The 26,560-nt window shown below is 70.9% G+C and carries 24 protein-coding genes; 10 read left to right on the top strand and 14 right to left on the bottom strand.

Annotated features, from left to right (window positions below; genetic code table 11):
- A partial coding sequence (locus tag PPSIR1_RS31845; RefSeq protein WP_006975354.1) for a hypothetical protein occupies positions 1–666 on the top strand: 666 nt, incomplete at its 5' end.
- A gap of 36 nt (positions 667–702) precedes the next feature.
- Here the strand turns inward: PPSIR1_RS31845 and PPSIR1_RS31840 are convergent.
- From PPSIR1_RS31840 to PPSIR1_RS31830, 3 genes are all read right to left on the bottom strand, one after another.
- On the bottom strand, positions 703–1,026 hold the full coding sequence (locus tag PPSIR1_RS31840; protein WP_157596179.1) for a hypothetical protein: 324 nt from the start codon (positions 1,024–1,026) through the stop codon (positions 703–705).
- Positions 1,027–1,130: 104 nt separating this feature from the next.
- The gene (metK, locus tag PPSIR1_RS31835) at positions 1,131–2,264 is read right to left on the bottom strand and encodes a methionine adenosyltransferase (protein WP_006975352.1); all 1,134 of its coding nucleotides are present in this window, start codon (positions 2,262–2,264) and stop codon (positions 1,131–1,133) included.
- A 142-nt stretch (positions 2,265–2,406) separates the two neighbouring features.
- Positions 2,407–4,164, bottom strand: coding sequence for a zinc metalloprotease (locus PPSIR1_RS31830; protein ID WP_157596178.1), 1,758 nt, complete (start codon positions 4,162–4,164; stop codon positions 2,407–2,409).
- Positions 4,165–4,519: 355 nt separating this feature from the next.
- Here PPSIR1_RS31830 and PPSIR1_RS31825 point away from each other — a divergent pair, with 355 nt between their 5' ends.
- Positions 4,520–5,338: a site-2 protease family protein gene (locus PPSIR1_RS31825; protein ID WP_006975350.1), complete on the top strand. Its 819-nt coding sequence runs from the start codon at positions 4,520–4,522 to the stop codon at positions 5,336–5,338.
- Positions 5,339–5,370: 32 nt separating this feature from the next.
- On the opposite strand, the gene PPSIR1_RS31820 is transcribed toward PPSIR1_RS31825, so the two are convergent.
- Positions 5,371–6,363 (bottom strand): hypothetical protein, encoded by a 993-nt coding sequence (locus PPSIR1_RS31820; protein WP_157596177.1) that lies wholly within the window; start codon positions 6,361–6,363, stop codon positions 5,371–5,373.
- Between the two features lie 194 nt (positions 6,364–6,557).
- Here PPSIR1_RS31820 and gatC point away from each other — a divergent pair, with 194 nt between their 5' ends.
- The 6 genes from gatC to PPSIR1_RS31790 are packed head-to-tail and all read left to right on the top strand — an operon-like array spanning position 6,558 to position 12,896.
- Positions 6,558–6,857, top strand: coding sequence for an Asp-tRNA(Asn)/Glu-tRNA(Gln) amidotransferase subunit GatC (gatC, locus tag PPSIR1_RS31815; RefSeq protein WP_006975348.1), 300 nt, complete (start codon positions 6,558–6,560; stop codon positions 6,855–6,857).
- Between the two features lie 7 nt (positions 6,858–6,864).
- On the top strand, positions 6,865–8,406 hold the full coding sequence (gene gatA, locus PPSIR1_RS31810) for an Asp-tRNA(Asn)/Glu-tRNA(Gln) amidotransferase subunit GatA (RefSeq protein ID WP_006975347.1): 1,542 nt from the start codon (positions 6,865–6,867) through the stop codon (positions 8,404–8,406).
- Positions 8,406–9,914, top strand: a complete 1,509-nt coding sequence (gene gatB, locus PPSIR1_RS31805; RefSeq protein WP_006975346.1) for an Asp-tRNA(Asn)/Glu-tRNA(Gln) amidotransferase subunit GatB — start codon at positions 8,406–8,408, stop codon at positions 9,912–9,914. The genes gatA and gatB overlap by 1 nt, the downstream gene beginning before the upstream one ends.
- Positions 9,915–9,931: 17 nt before the next feature.
- A complete protein-coding gene (mtnA, locus tag PPSIR1_RS31800) occupies positions 9,932–11,008 on the top strand; it encodes an S-methyl-5-thioribose-1-phosphate isomerase (protein ID WP_006975345.1) in 1,077 nt (358 codons plus the stop codon).
- A gap of 8 nt (positions 11,009–11,016) precedes the next feature.
- The gene (locus PPSIR1_RS31795) at positions 11,017–11,994 is read left to right on the top strand and encodes a hypothetical protein (protein WP_006975344.1); all 978 of its coding nucleotides are present in this window, start codon (positions 11,017–11,019) and stop codon (positions 11,992–11,994) included.
- Positions 11,995–12,026: 32 nt separating this feature from the next.
- Positions 12,027–12,896 carry a terpene synthase family protein gene (locus PPSIR1_RS31790; RefSeq protein ID WP_006975343.1) on the top strand — a complete coding sequence of 290 codons (870 nt, stop codon included), beginning with the start codon at positions 12,027–12,029 and terminating at the stop codon, positions 12,894–12,896.
- 4 nt (positions 12,897–12,900) lie between these two features.
- Here PPSIR1_RS31790 and PPSIR1_RS31785 read toward each other — a convergent pair whose 3' ends face one another.
- Positions 12,901–13,308 carry a hypothetical protein gene (locus PPSIR1_RS31785; protein WP_006975342.1) on the bottom strand — a complete coding sequence of 136 codons (408 nt, stop codon included), beginning with the start codon at positions 13,306–13,308 and terminating at the stop codon, positions 12,901–12,903.
- Between the two features lie 145 nt (positions 13,309–13,453).
- The gene (locus PPSIR1_RS31780) at positions 13,454–14,533 is read right to left on the bottom strand and encodes a hypothetical protein (RefSeq protein ID WP_157596176.1); all 1,080 of its coding nucleotides are present in this window, start codon (positions 14,531–14,533) and stop codon (positions 13,454–13,456) included.
- 713 nt (positions 14,534–15,246) lie between these two features.
- Between PPSIR1_RS31780 and PPSIR1_RS31775 the strand changes: the two genes are divergently transcribed.
- A complete protein-coding gene (locus tag PPSIR1_RS31775; RefSeq protein ID WP_157596175.1) occupies positions 15,247–16,170 on the top strand; it encodes a hypothetical protein in 924 nt (307 codons plus the stop codon).
- A gap of 29 nt (positions 16,171–16,199) precedes the next feature.
- Here PPSIR1_RS31775 and PPSIR1_RS31770 read toward each other — a convergent pair whose 3' ends face one another.
- From PPSIR1_RS31770 to PPSIR1_RS31755, 4 genes are all read right to left on the bottom strand, one after another.
- Positions 16,200–17,426 carry an energy transducer TonB gene (locus PPSIR1_RS31770; RefSeq protein ID WP_006975339.1) on the bottom strand — a complete coding sequence of 409 codons (1,227 nt, stop codon included), beginning with the start codon at positions 17,424–17,426 and terminating at the stop codon, positions 16,200–16,202.
- Between the two features lie 284 nt (positions 17,427–17,710).
- Positions 17,711–19,048 (bottom strand): TonB family protein, encoded by a 1,338-nt coding sequence (locus tag PPSIR1_RS31765; protein ID WP_157596174.1) that lies wholly within the window; start codon positions 19,046–19,048, stop codon positions 17,711–17,713.
- Between the two features lie 102 nt (positions 19,049–19,150).
- Complete coding sequence (locus PPSIR1_RS31760; protein ID WP_006975337.1) at positions 19,151–20,587, bottom strand: S8 family serine peptidase; 1,437 nt, start codon at positions 20,585–20,587, stop codon at positions 19,151–19,153.
- A 913-nt stretch (positions 20,588–21,500) separates the two neighbouring features.
- Complete coding sequence (locus tag PPSIR1_RS31755; RefSeq protein ID WP_006975336.1) at positions 21,501–22,067, bottom strand: hypothetical protein; 567 nt, start codon at positions 22,065–22,067, stop codon at positions 21,501–21,503.
- A gap of 80 nt (positions 22,068–22,147) precedes the next feature.
- On the opposite strand from PPSIR1_RS31755, the gene PPSIR1_RS31750 reads away from it, so the two are divergent.
- Positions 22,148–23,032 (top strand): LysR family transcriptional regulator, encoded by an 885-nt coding sequence (locus PPSIR1_RS31750; RefSeq protein ID WP_045117170.1) that lies wholly within the window; start codon positions 22,148–22,150, stop codon positions 23,030–23,032.
- Here PPSIR1_RS31750 and PPSIR1_RS31745 read toward each other — a convergent pair.
- Genes PPSIR1_RS31745 through PPSIR1_RS31730 form a run of 4 tightly spaced genes read right to left on the bottom strand, consistent with a single transcriptional unit; the run spans position 23,021 to position 26,526 of the window.
- Positions 23,021–23,710, bottom strand: a complete 690-nt coding sequence (locus PPSIR1_RS31745) for a VOC family protein (protein WP_006975334.1) — start codon at positions 23,708–23,710, stop codon at positions 23,021–23,023. The genes PPSIR1_RS31750 and PPSIR1_RS31745 overlap by 12 nt on opposite strands.
- Before the next feature lie 19 nt (positions 23,711–23,729).
- Complete coding sequence (locus PPSIR1_RS31740; RefSeq protein ID WP_157596173.1) at positions 23,730–24,941, bottom strand: DUF418 domain-containing transporter; 1,212 nt, start codon at positions 24,939–24,941, stop codon at positions 23,730–23,732.
- A gap of 32 nt (positions 24,942–24,973) precedes the next feature.
- Positions 24,974–25,702 carry an ABC transporter ATP-binding protein gene (locus PPSIR1_RS31735; RefSeq protein WP_006975332.1) on the bottom strand — a complete coding sequence of 243 codons (729 nt, stop codon included), beginning with the start codon at positions 25,700–25,702 and terminating at the stop codon, positions 24,974–24,976.
- On the bottom strand, positions 25,699–26,526 hold the full coding sequence (locus PPSIR1_RS31730; RefSeq protein WP_006975331.1) for an ABC transporter permease: 828 nt from the start codon (positions 26,524–26,526) through the stop codon (positions 25,699–25,701). The genes PPSIR1_RS31735 and PPSIR1_RS31730 overlap by 4 nt, the downstream gene beginning before the upstream one ends.
- Positions 26,527–26,560 lie beyond the last annotated feature (34 nt).

Raw genomic sequence — 26,560 nt, 5'->3', positions numbered from 1 at the left:
CGGATCACGATCGGGGTCAACCCGCCCTCGGCCACCCACGCCAACGGCGAGTTCGTGGTGTTCCACTCGGGGGCGGAGATCATGTACGCGTCCGACGCGACGCCGCCGGGCTTCGCCAACGTCCCCAACGCGCCCCCAGCGGACCGGGTCAGCTACCCGGCGTTCATCGGGCACATGGCCAACGTCCAGGACGCGCTCGGGCAGCCGATGACCGACGCGTCCAAGGCGGCGGTGATGCTGCGGATGTTGGCCAACCCCGACGATCCCCTGGACGACGTCGCCCCGGCCAGCCGGACCACGATGCGGGAGCTCATGGTCACGTGGTTCGTGGCGGAGGGGGCCCGGCACCGCTCGATCCTGTTCAGCTCGGCGCTGACGCTGCAGAGCATCGCGCGCGGGGACGAGAGCTTCGCGGGCGCCCTCGCCGACAATGGTTCGCACCCGATGACCGGCGGCGGGACGGCCAGCGCCGGGCGGACCGCCGCCCAGAACGAGCGAGAGGTCTTGCGGGGGAAAGGTGGCGTCCTCAACAAGGTGACCACCCGACAAAAAGCCCAGCTCGACGCCCGCGTGGCGACCGGCGAGAACCTGTCCGGCCCCCTCGACCAGCTGCTTCAGACCTACGCCGGAGCAGTCTTTCCGTCGCGGACGGTGCCCGCGCTCTGAGCGGAACCAAGTGAGGGCCGAGCGTTCAGCAGCTTGCTAGAGCGCCCGATTGACGAGCCGGCCCTCGCGGGTGGTGCACTCCCAGGGGCCGAAGAAGTACAGCGAGCGGTGGCACGACACGGTCATGATCCCGTGCGTGGTCGTGAACTCGAAGTCGTTCCACAGCGGGTTGGTCTTGGCCATGGTCGCCTCGTCGCCGGTCACGATGCAGCTGCCGTCGAGGTCGCAGGCGTGGTCCTTGGCGATGTGCTTGGTCGTCGAGACGGCGTTGGTGTTCTTCCAGCCCTGGTAGCACAGCACCACGGTCAGGCTGAGGAGCACGATGCCCATGATCCGACTCGTGTCGAGGGGTGCGGCCATGGTCTGAATCTCCCACGAGCGGTCGGGCGGGCGCAAAGACGAAAAAGCCCGCGTCCCCGGGGTGGGGGCGCGGGCCTCTTTGACCGCTCGGCGAGCGGCGGGGCTCAGCCGGCGAGGGCGGCGGCCTTGTCGGTGTTCTCCCAGCTAAAGCCCTCGCGGCCGAAGTGGCCGTAGGCGGCGGTCCGGGCGTAGACGGGCTTGAGCAGGTCGAGCTCGGAGATGAGCTTGGCCGGGCGGGCGTCGAAGTGCTCGCGGACGAGGCGGGCGAGCTTGTCGTCGTCGACCTTGCCGGTGCCGAAGGACTCGACGCGGACGCTGACGGGCTCGGCGACGCCGATGGCGTAGGCGAGCTGGACCTCGCAGCGATCGCAGAGCTTGGCGGCGACGAGGTTCTTGGCGATGTAGCGGGCGTAGTAGGCCGCGCTGCGGTCGACCTTGGACGGGTCCTTGCCCGAGAACGCGCCGCCGCCGTGGCGACCCATGCCGCCGTAGGTGTCGACGATGATCTTGCGACCGGTCAGGCCGGCGTCACCCATGGGGCCGCCGATGACGAAGCGGCCGGTGGGGTTGATGTGGTAGGTGGGGTTCGAGAGGAGCTCGGCGGGGATGACCGGCTTGATGACCTCTTCGATGATGAACTCGCGCAGCCGCTCTTGGGTGACGGCCTCGGAGTGCTGGGTCGAGATGACGACGGTGTCGACGGCGACGGGCTTGCCGCCCTCGTAGACCACCGAGACCTGGCTCTTGCCGTCGGGGCGCAGGAAGCTGCTCGGGTCCTGCTTGCGCACGTTGGTCAGCCGCTCGGTCAGCTTGTGCGAGAGGTGGATCGGCATGGGCATGAGCACGTCGGTCTCGCGGCAGGCGTAGCCGAACATCATGCCCTGGTCGCCGGCGCCCTGCTCACCCTCGTCGCGGTCGACACCCTGGTTGATGTCGGGGCTCTGGGCCTCGATGGCCACGAGCACGCCGCAGGAGTTCCCGTCGAAGCCCATCTCGGAGCTGACGTAGCCAATCTCGATGACCGCGTCGCGGACGATCTTGGGGATGTTGACGTAGGTCGAGGTCGTGATCTCGCCGCCGACGACGACGAAGCCGGTCTTGACCATGGTCTCGCAGGCGACGCGACACTTGGGGTCGTCGGCGATGATCGCATCGAGGATCGAATCGGAGACCTTGTCGCAGATCTTGTCGGGGTGGCCTTCGGTAACGGACTCGCTGGTGAACAGGCTTCGGGACATCTCGAATTGCGTTCCTGGTAGGGGCCCGTGGACGCTGACGAGCGCTGGGCCGTGAACGAATGGCGCGCAGCATAGGAGCGCGACAAAGCGCCCGTCAACGCGAGCCCTCCTCCGTGGGCTCACACGTGCTTCGGGGGTGTTCTCAGCCCTCGATGACCAGGCGGTGGGTTGTGGGCGCGTCCGCTTGCGAGCCCGTGAGCGCGCCTTCGATCTCGAGCTCACCGGCGCTCCAGGCGTTCGGCCCGTGCTCGCCCAGGGGAATCACGAGGCCGCGAATTTCACCCTCTGGGCCGCGCTTGGGTGCGAATTTCAGCGCGCGCGATTCGCTCTGGGTGGCGCCGCGCAGCTCCACGCGCAGTCCGAGCTCGCCGCCCGACTGCAATCCCTTGGGCCAGCCTCGACTGACGTATTGGTGGACCGAGCCGTCGGCGGTGAACACCAGGTTGAGCGAACGCGGGTCACCCTCGGCCGCGGCGCCGAGATCTCCGCCCCCGCCCGGAGCGGGCGAGCCGTAGCTCGACACGATCGCGACACGTTCGGCCAGCTCGCGGTAGGTGTAGGCGCTGATCCAGTAGGGGTAGGCGTAGCTCATCATGTCGTTGAGCGCGGGCCCCCAGGTGTCGTAGTCGGAGTGGCCCAGGCAGTAGCCCGACAGGCCCAGCCCCTCGGTCGGCGGCACGAGCCAGTCGTCGAGGTCCTGCAGCGCCGGGAAGTCCCACTCGTTGGCCTTGGGGTGCGGACCGGGGAGCAGCGCGTAGCCCCAGGTCGTCCGCCGCCCGCAGTCGGGCCCGTCGGCGGCGGCGGGCTGGTAGGTCCCGTCCTCCCAGGTGTGCGGGCGCCCGTGGCAGTGGCCGAGCTCGTGGGTCCAGTTGTTGGGCGACTCGCCCCAGTGGTTGATCGAAAAGGACACGCGATCGTTGCCCGGGAACTCGTCCTCGAGCAGCCACGAGTAGCCGCCGGTGTTGCAGTAGCTCTCGTTCGAGTTGCCGACGATCGCGTGGTAGTACCACTCGTCGCCGAGGCCCTCGGCGTTGCGCAGGGCGGACAGCTGCGCCATGACGGAGGGCCCGTCGTAGCAGGCGTTGAGCAGCAGGGGCTCGTGGACCTGCAGCTCGACGTCGCGGACCGGGTAGAAGTTGTAGAGGTTGACGCGCAGCTCGTCGAGGAAGGCGTCGGAGATGGTGATCGGCGTGGAGTCGACGTTGGGGTCGGTGGCCGGGACGATCATCACCTTGACCGTCATCGGCCCGTCGATGGCCGCGAGATCCAGACCGCCGGTCGCCGGGAAGCGGGCGCCCTCGCTGGCGTCGGCGCCCGCTCGGCTCCCGTCGTCTTCGAGCAGCTCCACGGTGATCGCCGTCGAGCCGGTGATCGCGTCGGCGTCGAGCTCCCAGGTGAACACGCCGTCGAAGCTGCCCCAGTCGTTGGGCCCGGGCGCTGCGCCGACGTAGCGCTCGAGCACGTAGCTCGTGGTGCCCTCGTCGGCGGTCAGGATCAGCCGGGCCTGGATCATGCGCGGCTCGAAGCCGGCGTCGATGGACCACGAGGCGCGGACCAGGCCGGGGCGTCCCGCGATCACCGGGGCGACGCGCGAGCCCTCGGCGATGGCCTGGCCGCCCATGCCCAGGTCGATGCCCACCGCCTGGTTGATCTCGACGCGATCGACCGCGATGCCGTCGGCGTAGATCCCCGGCTCGGGCTCCCCCGCCTCCGTGCCGGCATCGCCGTCGCTGGACTCGTCCGATTCGCCGGACTCGCCTGCGTCGCTGCCCACCTCCGAGCCGTCGGTCCCGAGCTCGTCCGCGCCCTCGCCCTGCCCCGGCTCGAGGCCGGCGTAGCAACCAGTCGCGAGGCCGACGCTCGCCAATACCAACGGAATCCACCAAAGCGTCCGAGTCATGTCGTCTACGCTCGCCCCCCCGACTAGACGGGCACAATCCCCCGTTGAGCGTGAAAATTTCAACGGACCTCCGTGAACGAATTCGCCACTTTAGCGGCGACGCGAGTGCCGCGATCGTGAGCGAGACCGGCTGGTTTTCACTATAGCGTTGAGTCGGGCCGCGGGGCGCTCCGTACGCGGCGTGTCATGCGGTCCCATCGCACTTTTGGACCAATGTGCGACATCGACACGCACTATGGTGGCGGAGATGCTCGCCGACAGCCGCGGGCCGCGGTGGGTTTCGGCCACAAAGGTCGCCAGGGAGCCGATCGAGTCGCCTGGTTGCGATCCGAAGCCCTCGACTTAGCCTGAGCCCGTGGACGAACCGCTGTACCGCGCGCCGACCGAGGCCGACCGTAAAGACCGCTGGTCCTGGCACCTCGGTCGCATCCTGGGCATCCCGACCCGCATCCACGCCAGCTTCGCGCTGGTCCTCGCGTGGGTCGCCTTCTCGACCTGGACCTCGGCGGGCTCGGGCGTGGCGGTGGCCTTTGGCGTTGGTTTTGCCCTGGCGGTGTTCGCCTGCGTGCTGCTCCACGAGTTCGGCCACGCCCTCGTCGCGCGGCGCTTCGGCATCGAGACCCGGCGCATCACCTTGCTGCCCATCGGCGGCGTGGCGGAGCTCGAGCGGAGCCCCGAGGATCCCAAGGCCGAGCTGTGGATCGCCCTCGCTGGCCCTGCGGTCAACCTGGCGATCGCGGGCGCCCTGGCGCTGGTCGGTGTGCTCAGCGGGGCGCTGACGGCCGGGGGGCTGCCCGGGGTGGTGCTCGGCGGGCTGCTCTACGCCAACGTGATGCTGGGGGTGTTCAACCTGGTCCCGGCCTTCCCCATGGACGGCGGCCGGGTGTTCCGGGCCTGGGCGCAGCAGCGCCACGGTCGGCTGAAGGCCACGCGCATGGCGGCCAAGCTCGGCCGCTGGCTGGCCCTGGGCTTCGGCGCCTGGGGCATCGTGGTCGAAAACCCAGTGCTCGTGCTCGTCGCGGTGTTCGTGTACTTCGCGGCGCGCCGGGAGCTGAGGATGGTCCAGGAGAAGGCGATTCTCCAGGAGGTCTTCGGAATCGACGTCGACGCCGTGGAGGAGGACGACGACGACAGCGACGACGACCCGCGCGTCGTCGTCGCGCGTGGGCGCTGACCGCAGGTCGAGGCCAAGCGAGGCGGCAGGCGTCAGCGAGTCAGGCCGAGGGTGGCCTGGCTGCGCAGCTCGACGACGACCTCGACGTCGGTGAAGCGCCCAGCGGACACGCGGCGCACGTCGAAGCGGCTGGCGCTCACGCGCAGCAGGCCCGCGCGGGCGTCGAGGCCCGCGTCGATCAGCGGCGTCAGGGCCAGGTCCGAGCGGCCAGAGTCGGCGACCAGGCAGGTCACGGCTTCGCCCTGGGGCTCGCGGGCGTCGTCGCTGCTGAAGGCCTGGAGCTCGAGCAAGAGCACCTCGCCGCTCGAGCCCGGGGGCTGCCAGGCGACGGACAGGCGATCGCCGCCGAGGTGAGCCGTCTGCAGCTGCAGGGCCTCGGGCGCGCTGGCCTGGACGCGGAAGCTGCCCACGCCGTCCTCGGGGGCGCCGTCGACGATCACGGTCACGGGCGAGGTCCCGTCGGGGCGAGGGGCCAGGACCGGGAGGCGGTCGTCGACGTGGAGGTACTCGACGCCGGACAGCCACGGCAGCACGTCGGGCACCAGGCTCAGGCCCGCGACGAGCTCGCGCTCGCCCAGGCGGACTCGGAGGTCGCCCACGTCGAGCAAAGAGAGCTCCCGGCGGTCGATGTCCTCGGCGTTGCCGGGCTCCGTGGGCGGCACGAGGGACTCGCTCGCCACGCACTGCCCGACCACGAGCTGCTGCGCGCCCTTTTCCCACGGCAAGCGCGCGAGGTTGGTGCGCGCTCGGGCCTCGGGCTCGTCCATGCCGCGGTACTCCACGAAGCGAGCGTGGACTTGCAGCTGGGGCTCGGGCTCGAGCAGGTCGGGCTGGGGCTGGAGGGTGACGTGGATCCGGGCGAGCTCGCCCGCGCGCACGGCGGGATCTTCGCCCCCGAGCAGGGAGGTCGAGCCCAGCTCGTCGCTCTCGACCTGGCAGGCCAGCGCGCCCACGCCCACGCAGCCGACCAGGCCCGCGGCGAGGAGCCATCGCGCGGTCGCGCGGGCGCTGGAGCTCGACGCCATGTACACACAGATAACGCGGCTTCGCGGAGGTGTCAGCAAAGCCGCGAGATTTGAGGTCCAGGAGCCGATCTGCGGCCCCTCGCGAAGGCGGGGAGGAAGACGCGCCAGGTGCCCCGGGGGTGGCTGCGGGTGTCGCTGCGCGGAGCCCTTCGCACCTGCAGCGGGGATCCCCCTGCCTGTTACCCTCCGCCGGCATGAACCGCTCGGCCCCACCCGAGGAGATGGCCCACGAACTCGCCGGGCTCGCGCGCCTGCGCCTCAGCGACGACGAGGCCCGCTCGATCGGGTCGCAGCTCGACACCGTGCTCGCCTACCTGCGCTGCCTCGCCGAGGCCGACGTGGACGGTGTGCCCGAGTTCGAGCACGAGAGCGACGAGGGCGATCAGGCCCTGCGCGCGGACACGCCGGGGCCCGACGGTCGGGTGGAAGCGATCCTCGCGGGCGCCCCCAAGACCCGGGGCTCGCTGGTCGCGGTGCCCAAGTTCAAGGATTGACGCTGCGATGGCCGACGATCCCACCTCGATCGACCCTTCCCCGCGCTCGATGTCCGCGCGCGCCATGGCCGAGGCCGTGCGCAGCGGCGAGCGCTCGGCTCGAGAGCTCACCCAGGCCTACCTCGACGCGATCGCCGAGCGCGACGGTGCCCTGCACAGCTACCGCCTCGTCGACGCCGAGGGGGCGCTGGCCCGGGCGGATGCCATCGACGCCGAGCGCAGCCGCGGCGCGACCCTGGGGCCCCTCGCGGGCGTGCCCGTGGGGCTCAAGGACAACTTCGTCACCGCCGACCTGGACACGACCTGCGGCTCGCGCATGCTCGAGGGCTGGCGGCCGCCCTACGCGGGCAGCCACGCCGCGCGCTTGCTCGACGCGGGCGCCGTGATCCTCGGCAAGCTCGCCATGGACGAGTTCGCCATGGGCTCGTCCAACGAGAACACGCCCTTCGAGCCGGTCCGCAACCCCTGGGCCCTCGACCGCGTGCCCGGGGGCAGCTCCGGCGGCACGGCCAGCGCGGTCGCGGCGGGGCTGTGCGCCCTGGGCCTGGGCTCGGACACGGGCGGCTCGATCCGCCAGCCGGCGAGCTTGTGCGGCGTGGTCGGGCTCAAGCCGACCTACGGCCGCGTGACCCGGGCCGGGATGATCGCCTTCGCCTCGAGCCTCGACCAGGCCGGGCCGCTCGCGCGCACCGTCGAGGACGCGGCGCTCGGCCTCTCGGTGCTCGCTGGGGCCGATCCGCGCGACGCCACGAGCTTGCGCGCGCCCGTGCCCGACTACCTCGCGGCCGTCGACGCCGGGCGCGAGGGCGATCTAAAGGGCGTCAAGGTCGGCGTCCAGCGCAGCAGCCTGGGCGAGGGCCTGGCCGACAGCGTGCGCGCGCGCTTCGAGGCCAGCCTCGAGGTCCTGGCCGAGCGCGGGGCCGAGCTCGTCGACGTCGAGTTACCCCACTTCCACCTCGCCGTCGCGGCTTACTACGTCGTCGCCACGGCCGAGGCGAGCTCCAACCTCGCGCGCTACGACGGCGTGCGCTACGGGGCCAGCGCGGCCCGGGAGGACTCGCCCCCGAGCTCGCTGGTCGAGCTCTACGAGCGCACCCGCTCGACCCACTTCGGGGCCGAGGTCAAGCGCCGCATCCTGCTGGGCACCTTCGTGCTCCGCTCCGAGTCCTACGCCGACTACTACGGCCGGGCGATGAAGGTCCGCACCCTGCTGGCCCGGGACTACGCCGGCGCCTTCGAGCGGTGCGACCTGATCGCCAGCCCGACCTCGCCGGTGCCCGCGTGGCGCCTGGGCGAGAAGCTCGACGACCCCCTGGCGATGTACCTCAGCGACGTGTTCACGATCGGCGCGAACCTGGCGGGGCTGCCCGCGATCTCGATCCCCGCGGGCTTTTGCGAGCCCTGTGACGATTGCCCGCGCCTGCCCATCGGGCTGCAGCTGACGGGCCGGCGCCTCGACGAGGCCACCCTCTTGCGAGTCAGCGCCGCCCACGAGGCCGCGACGCCCTGGGCCGCGGAGCGCCCGACCTTCGAGGGAGGACAGGGCTGATGGCGGTCGCCGATTACGAGGTCGTCATCGGGCTCGAGGTGCACTGCCAGCTCAGCACCGAGACCAAGATGTTCACGGACTGCGCCTACCACGTGGGCGCCGAGTCGAACGCGCTGACCGACGCCTACAGCTGGGGCCTGCCGGGGACCTTGCCCGTGCCCAACCAGCGCGCGGTCGAGTACGCCCTGCGCCTGGGCTTGGCGCTCGGCTGCGCGATCCGTCCCGTGTCCCGGTGGGCGCGCAAGCACTACTTTTATCCCGACCTGCCCAAGGGCTATCAGATCACCCAGTCGGACCTGCCCTACGCCCAGGGCGGCGCCGTGGAGATCCCCGATCGCGGCGCCGCGGACAGCGAGGGCTTTGCGACCAAGACCGTCCGCCTCCACCACATCCACATGGAGGAGGACGCCGGCAAGAACACCCACGGCGGCCACGGCAGCGAGGGCCTGAGCCTGATCGACTACAACCGCGCCGGGGCGCCCCTGGTCGAGATCGTGTCCGAGCCCGACCTGCGCTCCGCGGTCGAGGCCGCCGACTACATGCGCGAGCTCCGGCAGCTCGTCCGGACCCTGGGCATCTCCGAGGCGAACATGGAGGAGGGCACGCTGCGCTGCGACGCGAACGTGTCCCTGCGTCGGCGCGAGCTCGCGGGCAGCGAGACCTACGGGACGCGCTGCGAGATCAAGAACCTCAACTCCTTCAAGTTCCTCGAGGCGGCGATCCTGGCCGAGATCCGGCGCCAGGCCGACCTGCTCGATCGCGGCGAGGCCGTGGTCCAGTCGACGCTCAGCTACGACACGGCCCGGGACCAGACCAAGATCATGCGCACCAAGGAGGCGGCGGCGGACTACCGCTACTTCCCCGAGCCGGACATGCCGGCGCTGCGCATCTCCAAGGCCATGCTCGAGGCCGCGAGGGCGGCGGTCCCCGAGCTGCCCTGGGCCCGGCGGCGGCGCTTGTTGAGCCTGGGCTTGTCGACCTACGACGCCGGGGTGCTCAGCGCCGAGCAGGGCCTGGCGGCCTACTTTGACGACGCCCTCGCCGCCCTGAAACCAGGGGGGGAAGGCACGGCCAAGCTCGCGTGCAACTGGATCACCGGCGACCTGCTCAAGCTCGTCAACGGCCACGGCCACGCCATCGAGGACTGCCCGGTGACGCCGAGCTGGCTCGCGGAGCTCATCGCCCTGGTCGAGGACGGGACCATCTCGCGCCGCGCTGGCAAGGAGGTCCTCGACAAGAGCTACGCCGAGGCCCGCTCGCCCGCGGCCATCGTCGAGCGCGACGGCTACAGGCAGGTCTCGGACACCGGGGCGATCGAGGCCATGATCCGCGAGGTCGTCGCGGCCAACCCCAAGCAGCTCGCCCAGCTGCTCGGCGGCAAGGACAAGCTCCGCGGCTTCTTCGTGGGCCAGGTCATGAAGCGCTCCAAGGGCCAGGCCAACCCCAAGGTCGTCCAGGAGGTCCTGGCGACCGTGCTCGCCGAGCACCGAGACTCCTCCAGCGACTGACTTTTACCGAGTTGATCATGAACGCGATCTCCACCGACCCCTCCACCTACCAGGGCCTGCGCCCGGTGCAGCTGTCCGCCGACGGTCGCGCCCTGCGGCTCCTCGATCAGACCCGCCTGCCCATCGAAGAGGTCTGGGTCGAGCTGCGCGAGCTGGAGCCCATCGCCCACGCCATCGAGACCCTCACGGTGCGCGGCGCCCCGGCGATCGGGTGCGCGGCGGCCTACGGCCTCTACGTGCTCAGCCTCGCCTTCCCCGACGACCCCGAGGCCTTCCAGGCCGCCTTCGATGCCGCCGCGGTGCGCCTGGCCAACACCCGACCCACGGCGGTCAACCTGTTCGTGGCGATCGAGCAGCAGCGCGGCGCCCTGGCCAAGGCGCGGGCGCAGCAGCCCGCTGTGGACGGAGCCGGCCTGCGTCAGGCCCTGCGCGAGGAGGCCACCCGCCACGTCGAGGATGACCTGCGCTTTTGCCTGGAGATGGGCGCGCACGGGGCCAGCTGCCTGCCCGCCGGCGGGATCTTGACCCACTGCAACACCGGCGCCCTGGCGACCTCGGGCCACGGCACCGCGCTGGGGGTGATCCGCTCGGCCCACGCCTCGGGCACCGAGCTGCACGTGTTCGTCGACGAGACCCGCCCGCTGCTCCAGGGCTCGCGGCTGACGGCCTGGGAGCTGATGCACGACGGGATCCCCTGCTCGCTGCTGTGCGACAACATGGCCGGGGCGCTCATGGCCCGCGGCGAGATCCAAGCGGCGATCGTCGGGGCCGACCGGATCACGGCCAACGGCGACGCGGCCAACAAGATCGGGACCTACACCGTGGCCGTGCTGTGCAAGCACCACGGGATCCCCTTCTACGTGGCGGCGCCGTGGACCACCATCGACATGAGCCTGGCGAGCGGCGCGGCGATCCCCATCGAGGAGCGCAAGCCCGAGGAGGTTCGGCGTCACGGCGGGAACCTGCGCGCGCCCGCGGACGTGCCGGTGCGCAACCCCGCTTTCGACGTCACGCCGGCCGAGCTGATCACCGGGATCATCACCGAGCGCGGCGTGTTCGCGCCGGGCGAGCTGGCCGCCCAAGCCCAGGGTTGAGCCCCGCCATGGACGAGCTCGAGCGCTTTTTGGCTCTGGTCGAGCGCGAGCTCGGCAGCGACGACGCCCACGTGGAGTTTGGCGGCGGCGGGCCGCGGCGCGAGGGGGTCGTGTGGGCCGAGCTCGAGGGCGGCTGGCGGATCGTGGCGAGCTTCGACTTCAAGCCTGAGCCAGGCGCCGAAGCGGATGCCGAAGCGGTCGACCTCGAAGCCGCGAGCGCGCGCCTCGAGGCCCTCGCGGCTGCCTTCGAGGGTCTCGGCGTGACCTTGTCCGAGCGCTCCCCCAAAGGCCACGTCGAGGCGGGCTCCGTCGACCCTTCGAGCGCGCACGATCCGGGCCGCGCCCGGGGCCAGGGCAGCAGCGTCCACCAGCGCGCCGCCCAGGCCCAGCTGCACCACGCCCTGAAGGTCCTGGCCGAGCGCAGCGGCGCCCTCGCGGCCGCGGTCATCGACGTCGACTCGCCGGTGGTCTGGGCCCGCTCGGACCTGGCGCCGGGCCGAGACGCCCTCGACGCCGACGCGCTCAGGGCCTGGGCCACCGTCGCGCGCGCGAGCGCAGACGCGGGCGTGGACCTCGGGGCGATCCTGGCCGCGGGTGACGATGCGCCCGCCGCCGTTGACGGGGCGCCGGAGCTGCTCGCGGCCCTCGTCGGCGCCCACCCCGGCGCCGCGCGCTGGGACGCGAGCACGTGGCGCCGGTGGCTCCGCATCGCGCGAGCGATCCACCTGGCCCGGGAGCAATTCGATCGCCGCGAGGGCAGCGAGCCCTTCGGACCCGAGGCGTCCGGCGAGCTCCTGGGGTGGTCCAGCCAGCCCGTCGCCGGGATCTACCGGGTTGTGCTCGTCTACGCCGGGCCGCCCTCGGAGCTCGCCAGCACCGGCGTGCTACGCCGGGCCTTGCCGGTGCTCGAGCGCCTGATCACCAGCTTGCCGCCCCTCGACCCGCGCCCCCACAGCGGCCGCTTGGTCCAGCTCTTCGGCCGCTGAATCGGATTTGCCATGCATCGGGAGTCGACACGATGGAGCTGAGCGCGTGGATCCGCGAGCGTGGCCTCTCGCTCGAGCTCTCGCGCGCCCAGCTCGGCGCCTCGAAGGCCTTCGTCACCGGCCTCGACGCGGACCTGCGCGCGCGCCCCTTCGACGGCCTCGCGCCCCTGGACGCCGCCCAGTCCCAGCGCTTGCTCCTCGACATCGCGGCCTTCGTGGTCTTTGACGACTATTACGACGGCGAACCCAGCGCCATCGAGACCCTCGACTGGGCCGCTCTCGCCGCGGCGCCGGCGGTGGCGCCGACGGCTCCCGAGGTCGCCCGATTGTGGCGCGCTCTCGTCGAGGCCTTCGAGGACGCTTCGGAGCCGCGAGCCCTCGAGCCCTGGCTCGAGACCGGCGTCGAGTTCCTCGAGCTCCAGGCCCGCCGCTCCCTCGCCGCGCGCACGGGGGGCGAGCGCTGGACCGAGCTGAGCTACCTGCTGGAGGCCGAGGTCGACAGCTCGGTCCGCCACCTCATCGCCACGGGGGCGCTGCTCTTTGGCCTCGACGGGGCGCGCCTGGCTCGGACGGGGGAGGGCGCCGACCCGCGGCTGGGCGCCTACGTCCGCAGCCTCGGCGTGCGGGCCCGGCTGCTCAACGACCTGGCCAGCTACGAGCGCGAGCGCGGCGAGCTCAACCAGCGCAACCTGGTCCTGCGCTTCGCCGAGGCCGCCGGCCTCGACGCCGCTCGAGCCCTGGTCGACGCCATGGCCCGCCGCTGCGCCGAAGGGCTCGGGCCCCTGCGCCAGGAGCTCGGCGCGGAGGATCCCCTGGCCGAGCTCGCCGAGCGGACCCTCGCCGTCATCGAGACCATCTACGCCGCCGGTGCCGAGGCCGGCGGCCGCTACTCGGGCCTGTAGGTGCTCAGGAAATCCCGACGCCGAGCTCGTCGATGACGGCCCTGGCGTCGGGCCCGAGGTTGACGAATTCGAGGGCCTGGCCGAGCTCGTCGAGGGGGAAGGCGTTGACGTCGGCGCCCAGCCAGCGCACGGCCGTGACCACGCCCCGGACCAGGCGCTCGTCGGTGACCACGACCGCGAGCAGCTTGCGGCGCTTGACGGTCTCGGCGCCCTCTTGGCGCTGCGCCCGGGTCAGGTGCACGCTGCCCACGCTGACGCCCAGGTAGACCCGGACCGCCTCCTCGTTCATCGCCGCGTGCATGCCCTGCCACTGGTCGTCGGGCACGGAGCCGGTCCCGCTGAGCACGATCAGCACGTGGTCCACGATCGCCCAACGGATGACCGGGGTGACCTCTGCTGCCTGGGCTCGCATGCTGGGACCTTCAGCAGCCGACACCATTGTCGACGGCGCTCGGATCATAGCGCCTTTGGCCCGGGTTTTCCGTAGTCGACTCAATTCGCCGGCTGGCGGGCGTTGTTGCACGTCCGCCAGTCGATAGGGCGAATTGGGGCAGTGGTTATTTGGGGTACACCTTCGCGAGGTATGCCGCGAGCTGAGTCGCCTCATCGTCGGGGATCTCAGCGCCCTCTTCGACCATCTCGCTGATGACCTTGGCCCACTCGGTCACGTCGCCCCCACCGTGGGCTTCGACCTCGTCGAGCTCATGACAATCCGTGCAGCGGTTGTCGAGGATGGCCTTGGCCGCGGTCTCGTCCACGGCGATGGTCTTGCCCGAGTCCGCCCCGACGTCCTCGCCGGCGGCCTCCGGCGCCTTGGCCAGCGCCTCTTGAGCCTTGGTGCGCATCTCCTCGCGCTCGCGCTCGACTTCGACCTTGCGCTTGCGCGAGGCCTGGATGTCCGGCGTGATCGCAATGAGGTAGGCCGTGATGTAGGGGATCTCTTCGTCGAGCAGGGGCTCGGCGCTGAAGGGATCCGGCTTGTCCTTCATGCGCACGACGACGTCGTGCCAGCGCTTGCCGGTCCGCGGCTTGAGCAGGATCGTCCGCATGTCGTGGCAGCTGACGCACTTGTTGACCAGGAGGTCGCGGCCGTGCTGAAGCCCGCTCCGCGAGGTCAGCTCGTCCATGTCGACGGACTGCTCGCCGAAGTCGAGCTCACCCAGAACCTTTTGCACCCGCGCGATGTTGTCCTCGTCGCTGATCCGACCCTGGAGGTCCACCGCCCGCGCGGCGTGGGGCACCGATAGGGTGATCAAGATGACCGTGCACATCAGCAGGCCGAAGCCGAACTTGGGCATCGCCTCTTCGAAGTGGCGGAAGAACAGCAAGATCAGGATCTTGGTGATCAGCAGGACACCCAACACGATGGCCACGACGGCGTGGATGACCGTTCGGGCGGGGAGCTCGTACTGGTACTCCCACAGACGCGGAACCATGTTCCACATCATCACCACGTAGATCAGGCCGTAGAGGTAGCCCACGGCCGCGTGCACGCGGAGCCAGGCTCGGGGTGCCTCGGTCTTCTTCTCTTTTTCGTTCCAGAACTTCGGGCCCCAGAGCCAGGCCTGAAGGAAGACTGCGGTTATCGCCAGGATCAAAAACAAGATCCCCAGCCACATGCTCAAGGTCGTACTCATGTTCGATTTTCTCCAACGCCCCCGCCAGGCGGGTGTCAGTGGCGTCTGAGGAAGGTCCTACCACGAGTCGCGCACGAGACGCACCGTCCATGAGGCCTGCGTTTGCTCCGATAGATCGCCTCGATGGCTGCCAGGCGCGATTCCATCCCTACCGTCACCGGGCGCCAAAGTGCGCAATTGACACACTTTGTCCCTTTTCCGTGTGTGGTCGGATGTGCGGAGCCCTCGTTCCTGCGGAAGAACAACGTAATTCGTACGTTTGCGCCGCTTTCGTCCAATCTGGGCGAAGGGGAGGGGAGGACTTCGGGCTATATGACCACTGTATTCGCGACTTGGGGGAATCATTTGGCACACTATAGGATCAGGTAGTGCTGATAGAAGGGTCAGTGGTTTGGTGTGGGATGAATAGTTGGTCATTCCCGTGACACTGAAATTTGGGTGTGGCTGTATGCCCCATGAAGTGTTAGGGTCGCAGCCAGCTGACGGGCCGAACCCGAATTTCGCCGGCTAATCGCCGAATCAGACAATCGGGGAAATCTGGGTCACTCCCCCACCCATACAGCGTCAGCGGATTTGCGAGATCCATGGACCGGGTCTCCGAACTAGGCACAGAAAGTGCGCATTTTCCGAACGAAGCCAGGTAAGGCAACGTGACTATCGAGCTCCAACTACTCACAGTACCGAAGCGAAAGCATCACCGGCCCTTGGGCTCGGTGGGGCCTTCCGGAGAGGGTCAGCTCTCCGTCGACGCGAGCGCCGCTCGAGAGGTCGTACTTCGCTCCTGGCGCGCAGGGCAGACCTACTTTCCGTGCCTCACGGGCCCCACGCGCGACCTGTCGGTCGACAGCCGCGGCGTCTATCCCGAGTCGTTCACGGCGATGATCGTGGCGGACCTGCTCATGGGTCAGCCCGAGCACCGATTTGTGGTTCAGAGCGTGCTCGAGATGCTGCGCCGCGAGCTCACCTCGGACGCGCTGTTCCACTTCTTCAAGGAGCACGAGCGCCTGCCGGCCGACGCGGACTGCACCGCCCTCGGCCTGTCCGTGCTGCTCCGCGGCGGCGCGCCCGTCGGCGACGAGGCGCACCTGGCCCTCGATCGCATGCTCGCCAACACCAGCGGCGAAGGGGTGATCGAGACCTACTTCGATCCCACGGGTGAGCGCTCTGGCCTCATCGACCCGGTGGTCTGCGCCAACACCCTCTTCCTCGCCCACATGCTCGGGCGCACCGAGGCCATGGGGCCGACCCTGCGCCACGTCCACGACGTCCTCGTGCACCGGGCCTTCGTCGACGGGACCCGCTACTACCACAGCCCCGACGCCTTCTTGTACTTCACCGCGCGCCTGGTTCGGCGCTTCCCGCAGACCCACGAGCTCTTGCTCGAGCCCCTCCGCGACGCCGTCGGGGAGCGCCAGGGCAGCTCCGGCTTCCCCCTCGACATCGCCCAGCGCGTGATCATCTCCAACTGGCTGGGGATGGACGACGGCGGCGAGTCCGAGGTCCTCGCGGGCATGCAGGGCCCCGACGGGGCGTGGCCGCGGGACAGCCTGTTCCGCTACGGGCGGCGCGAGATCTACTTCGGCTCCGACGTGCTGACGACGGCCTTCGCCCTCCGGGCGCTGCAGGCTTACCTGTAGAGCCGAGCTCCCGAGCCCAACCGCGTGGCCTAGTTGGGCGGCTCGAACTCGAAGACCTCGCGGGCGCAGCTCTGGACGGGCTCGCCGTCGAGCAGCGCCGGCTTGAAGCGCCACTTGCCGACGGTCTCGACCATCAGCCGGTCGAGGCTGGGGTCGTGGGACTCGACGACGCGCAGCCGCGTGACCGCGCCGTTGGCCGCCACGCAGTAGTCGATCACCGAGCGCGGCCTCGCCTGGCCGCGACCGGCGGCTGTGTCCGCGAGGCGGTCGGGGTCGGGGTCGGGGCGGTAGATGGCCTTGGCCTCGAGCTCGAGGCCCTCGGGCGCCCGGGGCTCGGGGATGAGGCTGGGCTCCACGGGCAGGTGCAGGCCCGGCGTGTAGCGGAGCGAGAACTCGAGGTCGCGCTCCTGCGTGGGGCGGTGCGAGCTGGCGGCGACGCTGTGCTCCGTCTCTCGGTAGCCGCTCAGCGCGACGGGGAGGCGCGCGTCCAGATCGAAGCGCAGGGTGAAGCCCGAGCGCTGGCGGTAGTCCGGCGTGGGGACGGGACCCTCGAAATCGTCCGCGTCGCCCCGGGGAGGCTCCCCCGTGCCCGCGCAGGTCGAGGCGTAGTCGAGCTCGGCGATCTGGCTGTCCCCGCGCACCGAGATCTCGCGCAGGGTCCAGCGCTCCGTGCACGTCACGGGCAGCGTGATGACCTCGTTCACGCGCACGGCCGGCGGGTCGGCGAGCAGCTCTTGGGCCCACAGGCTGATCTCCAGGTCTTCGGTGTTGGATACGAAGGGGCGCTCGGGGCTGAGCTCGACCGTCGGTAGGCTCGGGAGCGCGAAGCCCAGGGCCGGGCGGGGCGTCTTGCTGTGCTCGGCCACGGCCTCGAGCGCCCCGTGGCGATCCACGTAGGCCGCGGCGGTCAGGGTCGAGAACCACGCCTCGAAGCGAGCTGGGCTCCACGCGCTGGGCTCGGGCGTGAGGTCGCCGCTGGTCGCGAGCTCGAACAGCTCCATGACGCGCCAGTTCACGAGCAGCCCGTCGTCCTTCGTCGGCCACGCGCGGAGCAGGCTCCGGGTCGAAAAGTGGCGGTGGCCGGTCTTCACGGGGCCGCGCTCGCGGGCCTCGACGGTCGCGTCCACGGTCATCACGAAGCCCTCGCGGGCGTAGCCCTCGCCGGGGAACGCGAGCGTCGGCAACGGGGGCGGCTCGGTCGCCTCGGGTCGAGGCTGCGGGGCGCAGGCCATGGCGACGAGCGGGATCGCGACCACGGCCCACGGCGAGACTCTCGGGGGCTTCGCCACGGGCGACCAACGCCGACGCTCGACGACGATTTCACGAGCGCGGAGACCAGAATCACGCACAGTCTCTGTTTTGGCCCTTGCCTCGCTCGCCCTACGTCCACGACCGAGAGCAGCGACTGTGAACGAGTCCACGCCCCCGCGAGCGGGGGCGACCACGGGCCCTCTTCCAGGCACCAACTCCATTGCCCCACGACCCGAGCGGAGGAGCGGGCAGCGACGAAGCGCCCCCGGCTCGAGGCGTCTGTGGGGCTCTAACGGTAACGAACGGCCGCGGGGTCGAACTCGAAGGTCTCGCGCAGGCAGGCCTCGACGGGTTCGCCGTCGCGCAGCGCCGGCTTGAAGCGCCACTTGGCGATCGTCGCAACCAGGGCCAGGTCGACGTCGGGGTCGTGGGACTCGACGACGCGCAGCCGGGTGGTCTTGCCGTTGGTCGCCACGCAAAACTCGACCACCGAGCGCGGCTCGAGCATGCCCAGGGCGGCGGCGGTGTCGGCGAGGCGGCGCGGGTCCGGGTCGGGGGTGTAGACGGCCTGGACCGGCACGTCGGGGGGGCCCGCGGCGAGGTCGAAGCGGGGCTCCACGGCGGGGCGGGCGGGGCGGAGCCCGGGGGTGTAGCGGACCGAATACTCGAGGTAGGACTCGCGGCGCGGGTGCCGGTCTCCGGCGTCGACGCCGTACTCGAGCTCCCGGTAGCCGCTGAGCTCGACGGGCAGGCGCGCGGCGAGGTCGAAGAGCAGCGTGAACTGAGACGCGTAGTGAAAGGCCCGCGGCGCCTCGACCTCCGTGGTCGAGTAGGGCCCGACCCGGGCTGGAGCGCCCGTGCCCGCGCAGGTCGTGGCGTAGTCGAGCTCGGCGAGCCGGGCGTCGCCGCGCTGGGTGAAGGCGCGCAGGACCCAGCGGGTCGTGCACTCGACGGGGACCTGGACGACCTCTCCGGCCCGCGCCACCGGGAGGTCTTCGACCAGCAGCTGCGTGGCCATGGGCATCTCGCGGAGCTCGGCCGCGGACTCGTGGACCACCCCGGGGGTGAGGTCCACGGCGGGCAGGAGGGGGAGCTCGAACAGCCCGATGGCCACGTCGGGGGTCGAGCCGTAGGTCCCCCGTCGACGCATGGCGGCGGTGTCGAGCTCGCCGTGGCCCGTGACGATGGCCTCGGCGAACGAGGTTGCGAGCTTGGTGGAGAACAGCGCCGCGCTCGGCTCGCTGGGCTCTGGGGCGAGGCTGCCGCTGGCGGCGAACTCGAACAGCTCGAGGGTTCGCCAGCGCAGCCGGAGCCTGCCGTCGCGCGCCGGCCTCGCTTCGAGCAGGCTCCGGGCCGTGGCCCGCTCGTGGCCCGCTCGCGACGGGCCGCTCACGTAGCCCTGGATGGTCGCGTCCGCGGTCAGCACGAAGCCGTCCTCGGGGTAGCGGTGCCCGGGGAAGACGAGCGGTGGGGCGCCCGCTTCGGTTTCGATTTGGGTCTCGAGCCCAGGTTCGAGCTCGGCGGCGTCCGGAGGCGCGCCGAGCTCGGGCGGCCGCTGGGCGCAGGCCAGCGACGCGATCAGCAGCGCGCATGGAGCCCACGGTTCGAGACGGGGGGACGTCGCCACGCCCACCAACGGCCGGGCAGGGCGACGATTTCACACCAATGCCGAACGAGCACGCGGCGCTGGAGGAGTCCCCCCAGGCCGCGAGCTCGAGCGGGGCCTCGATTAGCAGGGGCCGTCGGAGCAGCAGTCGCCGTAGTTGACGCAGGCGGCGTCGCACCAGCACCCGCCGGGCGCCTGCCCGCCGCAGGCGTTGGTCTCCTGGCAGCTGTCGGGGTTGGGCGGCGGCTCGACGCACTCGTCCTCGTAGTTGTCGCAGCAGTCGCCATAGTTGACGCAGGCGTCGTCGCACCAGCAGCCGTCGGCGGACTGGCCCCCGCAGCTGTCGTAGCAGCCGCCCGGATCATCGGGGGTCGGGTCGGGGTCCGGCGTCGGATCGGGATCGGGATCGGGGTCGGGGGTCGGATCGGGATCGGGGTCGCCGATGGGATCGCCGCCGGTGATGAAGTCGGTGTTGATCAGCAGGTTGGGCGAGCCGTTGGTGCCCGAGACCACCCCCGGGGTCGCGTTGTTCTCGAGCGCCGCTGCGACCTGGGCCGGGGTGGCGTTCGGGTTGCCCTGCAGGTAGAGCGCGGCCACGCCGGCCACGTGCGGCGAGGCCATGGAGGTGCCGGAGATGGTGTTGCTGGCGTTGTTGCCGGTGTGCCAGGCTGAGGTGATGCTCGAGCCGGGGGCGAACACGTCGACGCAGCTGCCCCAGTTCGAGAACCCGGAGCGGTTGTCGCTGCTGGTCGTCGAGCCCACGGTCACGGCCGAGGCCTCGCGCGCGGGGGACACGTTGCAGGCGTTTTGGTTCTCGTTGCCAGCGGCCACGACCACGGCCACGCCCGCGTTGGCCAGGTTGGCCACCGCGGTGTCGAGGGCCTTCGAGCCGCCGCCGCCCAGGCTCATGTTGGCGACCGCCGGGAGCGTCGCGTTTTGCCCGATCCAGTTGAGCGCGTTGATGATGCCCGTGGTGCTGCCCGAGCCGCTGCAGCCGAGCACGCGCACCGGGTGGATGCTGACGTTGGTCGCGACGCCGTAGGTCGAGCCGCCGACCGTGCCCGCGACGTGGGTCCCGTGGCCGTTGCAGTCCTCGGTCCCGCCACCGATCGCGTCGTAGCCCGGGCCCATGCGCCCGGCGAACTGGCTGTGCGAGCTGCGAACGCCCGTATCGACGATGTAGGCCTCGACCCCGGTGCCGTCGGCCTCGACGGTGTAGTCCCCGTTCAGGGGCAAGTTGGCCTGATCGATGCGATCGAGGCCCCACAGGTTGGTCGGTCCGTTGGCGAAGAACAGCTGCTCCTCCTCGATGAACGCGACCTCGGGGTCATACTTGAGCTGGTCGATGTCGTCCTCGGACAGCGGCCCGGCGAAGCCGTGCATGTTGGGCGCGTCGATGGTGTCCTCGATGACCATGTCGGAGAAGTGGGCCATCATCGCTTCCCGCGAGCTCGCGCTGGGCTCCCCCTCCTTGACCATCACGATGAAGCGCCCCGTGGGCTTGGCCTCGAAGCCGCTCTCGTCGCGGATGTTGTCGTTGAGGCGGTAGACCGGAGCCACGATTCCCGCGCTGGGATCGGACTCGTCCTCGGCCTGGAACTCGCTGCTGGGGCGACCTTCGGGCTCGGGGTCACACGCGGTAACCGCAAGAGCCGCGGTTAGAACGGTGAGCAAACGGGGGATTTGAACAGCTTTCGAACGCATCACGGGGCCTTTCCAGAGACAATGACTTCGCCCAGTGCGATATGGTCACACTTCGAATGGCGAAGGCTCATTGCCTTGGACGCACTATGATGGGTGCATATAAGTGTGTAAATATAAAATTGTGTATTGGTTGATACCGCTCGATCGGTAGTGGCCTGATTGGAGGAAATCCACGAGAAGCTCGAAACAGGACCGTCACCATGCGTTCGCTCGCACCGTGCTCGAGCGAGGTCATCCAAAATGCTCTAGACGGTTTCTGGTGGGATAGTAAATGGCGTTTTAGGGGCCCCTTCGCGTCTTCGATGAGCAAACTAAAAAGCGTGAAAATGATCACGAAAACTAATTGTGAAATGAGAGTGTCAGTTGAAAACCTGTTTGACAATGCGACTGAATGACACTTCTTGGCGAGAAAGGTGCTGATTGAACTTTGGTACACCGAATGGCAGTAGGTGCAGAGGGTCGCGAAGCAAAACAAAGAGCCCCCTGGCGGGGGCGGGGTTTGAAGCCTCGGCTAGTGGACAGCGGGCTCCCCACTAGTACCGCGTGTCCGAAGTCCGTGCCGGGTATGGAGCGGCACTGGAACCCGAATGGCTGTGTCGCCGCTCCTAGCAGTGGTCCACCACAGCGTCGTCGCGGCTCCTTGCCCTCGGGTCCCAGCGATGCCCCAAACCCGGCACGGACTTCGGACACGCGGTACTAGCTGAGCTCGGCGGCGCCCAGATCGGCGGGTGGATGGATCTGGGCCAACCGTGGGCCGCGCTGTCCGGGTTCACGAGGCCCTCCGCGCGCTTGGACGGTCGACGAGCTCGAGCAGCTCCGCCCAGCTGCGCGTGGGGGTCATGGCCGCGAAGGCCGGGGAGTCGCTCGGCCGCCGGGTCTTCTTTTGCTCGCCGAACAGGTAGAGGTGATCGACGAGGTCGACGAGGTGACGCAGGACGTCGTAGCGATCGTCGATGAAGTGGGTCAGCGCGAGGCGCTTGGCGTGGATGGCCTTGTCCTTGCGATCGCGGCAAAAGCGGACCTGCTCCCGGGGCAGGCCCGTGCGCGCCCAGAAGTCGTGGTGGTCGAGCCACGCGAGGCTGCGCGCGCGGATCCGGGGCCCGCACTTGGACACGAGCCACGCGCGGCGATCGAAGGCGTCGACGAGCTCGGCGACGGCCTCGAAGGCGCCGGGCATGCTCGGGGTGGCCATGGCCGAGTCGTGGTCGTGGCCGAAGAAGGCGGTGTCGGCCGTGCCCACGCCGCCGGCGATGATCACCCGGCCGATGTCGATGCCGATCCGGGGGACCCGCTGGCCGCCCTCGCGGGGGTGTTTGGAGCTGTGCTTGGCGTTCATGCTTCCAGGCCTAGCGCGCCCACAAATCGACCGGCACGATTATGTTTGGATGGACTATCCAAAAAAGTTATAGCTTGCTCATGAACGCACCCGCGGAGCCCATCGACAGCGAGGCCCTCGCGGCCTTCGTGTGCTTCGCCGAGCGGCTCAACTTCACCCACGCCGCGAAGGCCCTGCACCTGTCGCAGCCGGCCCTGCACGCCAAGATCCGCAAGCTCGGGGCGGGCCTGGGGGTCGAGCTCTACCGCCGCGAGGGCCGGCGCCTGGTGTTGACGAGCCAGGGCGAGGCCCTGCTGCGCTTTGGTCGCGAGCTCGACGGGCGCACCCGCGAATTCCGGGCCGAGCTGCGCGGCGAGGACGGCCCGGGGGCGCCGGTGGTCCTGGCGGCGGGGCAGGGCAGCTTCCTCTACCTGCTCGGCGACGCGCTGCGACGCCACGCCCGGCGGCGCGACGCGGCGCCCCTGCGCCTGCTGACCCGCGATCGCGACGGGACCCTGGCGGCGCTGCGCAGCGGGGAGGCGGCGCTGGGGGTCGCGGCCCTCGAGGTGTTGCCCGAGGGCCTGGACGCCTGGGCCCTGCGCGAGGTCTCGCAGGTGTTGGTCATGCCCTCGCGCCATCCCCTGGCCCGGCGCCGGACGATCCGCCTCGAGCAGCTCGAGGGCGAGGGCTTGATCGTCGCGCCCGCCGGACGCCCGCACCGGGAGACCCTGGCCCGGGCGCTGTTGTCCGCGGGCGTGCGCTGGGAGGTGGCGGTGGAGACCCACGGCTGGCCGGCGATGGTCCACTTCGTCCGCCTGGGCCTGGGCCTGGCCGTGGTCAACGACTTCGTCGAGCTGCCCCGGGGCCTGGTCGCGCGGCCGATCCGGGCCCTGCCCGCGACGCACTACTGGCTGCTCGCGGCCCCGCGGCTCTCCGACTCTGCGCGCGCGCTGGCCGAGCTGATCTTGCCGGGCTCAGACGCCTGACAGGCGCAGCTGCCCGCGGGCGGTCGGGAGGACCAGATCGTCGATGGCGTTGGCGTTGGCGTTGCGGGCCAGGGCGACGTGGAGCTCCGGAGCCGCCCCGCTCGGCGCTCGAGCGACGCGCAGGTTGGTCGGCAGCGCGCCGTCGAGGGCCTCGAGCCAGTCCGCGGGGGCGTCGGCGGCCAGGCTCAGGGTCACCTGATCCATGGCCGTGAACCCGCCGGGGTGCTCGAACAAGCTCGCGGGGTAGGCCAGGGACACGGGGCGCAGGTCCTCCTGCGTGTCGAAGGCGAACACCATGGTCTGCGCCGGGTCGTCCCAGCCCGGGGCGAGGTAGAGCCCGCCGAGGGCGAAGCCCGGCATGGGGTGGAAGGTCATGCGCTCGCGCAGCGCGGGGCCCAGGTCGCCGCGCAGGCACAGGCCGAAGGGGTCTGGGCCGTCTGGGCCGGCGGCGCGCCGATCGAGGCGCAGCGGGTTGCCGGCCGCCTCGTCCGCGTCGGTCAGCCACAAAAACTCGAGCGCCGTGCCCGGGAACAGGGCGAGGCGGTTGGCCGTGCCCTGGCCGGGGTGCTCGCGGCCAAAGGAGGCGCGCAGGCCAAACTCCGAGACCGCCATGAACGCCGCGCTGTCGACGAAGTCGGGGGGGACGAAGGCGTAGACGTGGTCGAGCAAGAGCGCCATGGGACCCCGACAAGGTGGGTCAGCGGGCGACCTTGCGCAACAACCACTCGGCGCCGTAGCGGTAATCGACGGTCTGCCACGCCCGGGAGGCGAACACCGCGAAGACCACGAACACGCCGATGACCGCGAAGCCCTGGTTGACGCTGAGCTGGTGCCACGCGTGGGTCCACTGGCTCAGCCACGCGAACGCGCCGACGTGTTCTTGCCACCACCCGTCGACCCGGGTCAGCTCGCGGAACAGCCACACGTGCACGATGAGCAGGGTCAGCGAGGCCCGGCCCAGGGTCACGAGGGGATGGTTCTCGCCCAGGGGGCGCCACCGGTCCCAGGCCATGAGCGCCCAGATGCCCAGGAGCACCAGGCCCAGCAAGAGCGCGGCGAGGGTCGGAGAGGCCGGGAAGAAGGGCACGGTCAGGGCGACGCTGCGGGCAAGGGCCGTGGTCTTCACGGCGCCGGCGGCGACGGAGTAGCGCAGCGCGACGCCGACCAGGCCCAGGCCGATCGCCCCGCCGCCGAGGGCCGCGATCTTGCGCAGCTCTTTGGCCTGCTCCCGGGGCTCGGCGTCGACGAGGACCCAGCGCCCGCAGGCCAGGCCGGCGAGGAAGAAGGACAGCCACGGGAAGATCGGGAACTGGCCCTCGAGGGTGGCGATGCGCAGGCCGGCCCAGGCGTCCGGGGACAGCGGCGAGCGCCCGGACATGTAGGGGTTGTCGAGGCGCAGGGGCACGTCGAAGTGGGCTTGCAAGGCGCCAGCGCTGCCGAGGATGGCGAGCGCGGCGGCGAGCAGGGCCGGCGTGGGCAGGCGCCGCCACAGCGGGGTGGTCAGCATGCCCACGCCCATGAGGTGGAGCACGAACCAGGACCGGGCCGAGAACCACGACGGGGTCAGGGCGCTGAGCAGGTAGCCGAAGCCGAGCAGGGCCAGGCCGCGCAGGACCAGGGTGAGGTCCGGGGACTCGCCCCGCTGCTCGCGCTTGCGGGCGAGCAGGCTGCTGCCGATGCCCGCGAGGGTCACGAAGGCCGGGGCCGCGCCGCCGCCGAGGGCGTTGAACACCAGCAGGCCCGGGTAGTGGGCCATGGTCTCGCCGACCGCCGGGCCCTCCCACAGCCACACCCCGAGGTGCTGCTCGATCATCAGGAACACGGCGACCCCGCGCAGGGCGTCGAGGCCCAGCAGGCGCTTGCTCGGCTTGGACGCTGGCTTGGACTCAGCCTCGGGATCAGCCGTCACGGGCCCGAGCATAGGCGATGTTGGGCGAGGACCTAGCGCGCGTCGACCATGGCCCGCAGATGCTCGGTGGCGGGCTCGGCCGCGACGGCGGCGGGGCTGCCCCGCTGGGCGAGGGCGCCGTGCTCGAGGACCAGGACCTCGTCGGCGAGGGCCTCGACGTCGCGAAAGTCGTGGCTGGTCAGCAGCGCGACGCCCTCGAACTCGGCCAGGGTCCGGCGCAGCAGCTCGCGGATCTCGGCGTGGGTGCGGGCGTCGAGGCCGGCGAAGGGCTCGTCGAGGAGCAGCAAGCTGGGCGCGGTGATCAGCGCCCGGGCCAGGGCGACGCGCTGGGCCTGGCCGCCGCTGAGCTGGGCCGGGCGGCGGGCGGCGAGGCCCCCGACCTCCAGGCGCTCGAGCCAGCTGTGGGCCATGGCGCGGGCCTGGGTCCGAGCCACGCCCCGGGCGCGCAGGCCGTAGGCCACGTTGTCGACGGCGCTGAGGTGGCCGAACAGGGCCTGGCCCTGGAAGCACATGCCGACGTCCCGGGCCTGGGGCGGCTCGCGGGTGGCGTCTGCGGGGGCCTCGAGGGTTCGGGCACCGACGCGCAGGTGCCCCTCGGTCAGGGGCAAGAGCCCGGCGAGGGCCGCGAGGGTCGTCGACTTGCCCGCGCCGTTGGGCCCGACCAGGGCCACGGTCGCGCCCGCGTCGGCGGTGAAGGCCAGGCTCAGGCCGAAGTCGCCCCGGCGCAGGGACAGCTCGGCGTCGAGGTGGCTCGCGCTCACCGTTGCGCCTCCGCGGGCGCGCCCAGGAAGTGACCGCGGAGCCCGACGAGCACCGACAGCGACACCACGAGCAGCACCACCGACAGCTGCAGGGCGCCCTCGAAGTCGGACTGCAGGGTCTCGTAGACCGCCAGGGGCAGGGTCTGGGTCCGGCCCGAGACGTTGCCGGCGAAGGTGATGGTCGCCCCGAACTCGCCCAGCGCCCGGGCCCAGCTCAGGGCCAGGCCCGCGAGCACGGCGGGGCGGATCGTCGGCAGGGTCACCGTCCACAAGATCCGCCACTCGCTCGCGCCGAGGGTCGCCGCGGCCTGCTCGAGGCGGGGATCCATGGCCTCCAGGGCCGCCTCGAGGGTGACGATCAAAAAGGGCGCGGCGACGAAGGTCGCGGCGAGTACGGCGGCCGCGGGGGTGAAGGCCAGCTCGATACCCATCGCCGAGAGCGCCGGCCCGAGCACGCCCCGGCGGCCAAACACGCTCAGCAGGGCCACGCCCGCGACCACCGGGGGGAGCACCATGGGCAAGGTCACCGCGGCCCGGACCAGGCGGCGCCCGGGGAAGTCCAGGCGCGCGAGCACCCAGGCCAGGGGGAAGCCGAGCACGAAGGCCAGGGCCGTCGCCGCCGTGGACACGAGCAGGGACAAGAGCAGGGCCGAGCGCACGGCGGGCTCGAGCAGGGCCAGGCCCGAGGCCTCGGTGAGCGCCCGGATCACCAGGCCGAGCAGCGGCAGCACGAACAGCGCCAGCCCGAGGGCCGCCAGGCCGATCAGCACCGGTCGCGCCGAGCGAGCGCGCGCGCTGGGAGAGTGGCCCTGGCCCTGGCGCATGGGGGCGGGAGCATAGCGTGCCCCTTCGCGCGTC

This window comes from Plesiocystis pacifica SIR-1, assembly GCF_000170895.1.
GTDB classification, from domain to species: domain Bacteria; phylum Myxococcota_A; class Polyangia; order Nannocystales; family Nannocystaceae; genus Plesiocystis; species Plesiocystis pacifica.
This window is presented reverse-complemented; position numbering and strand designations above follow the sequence as displayed.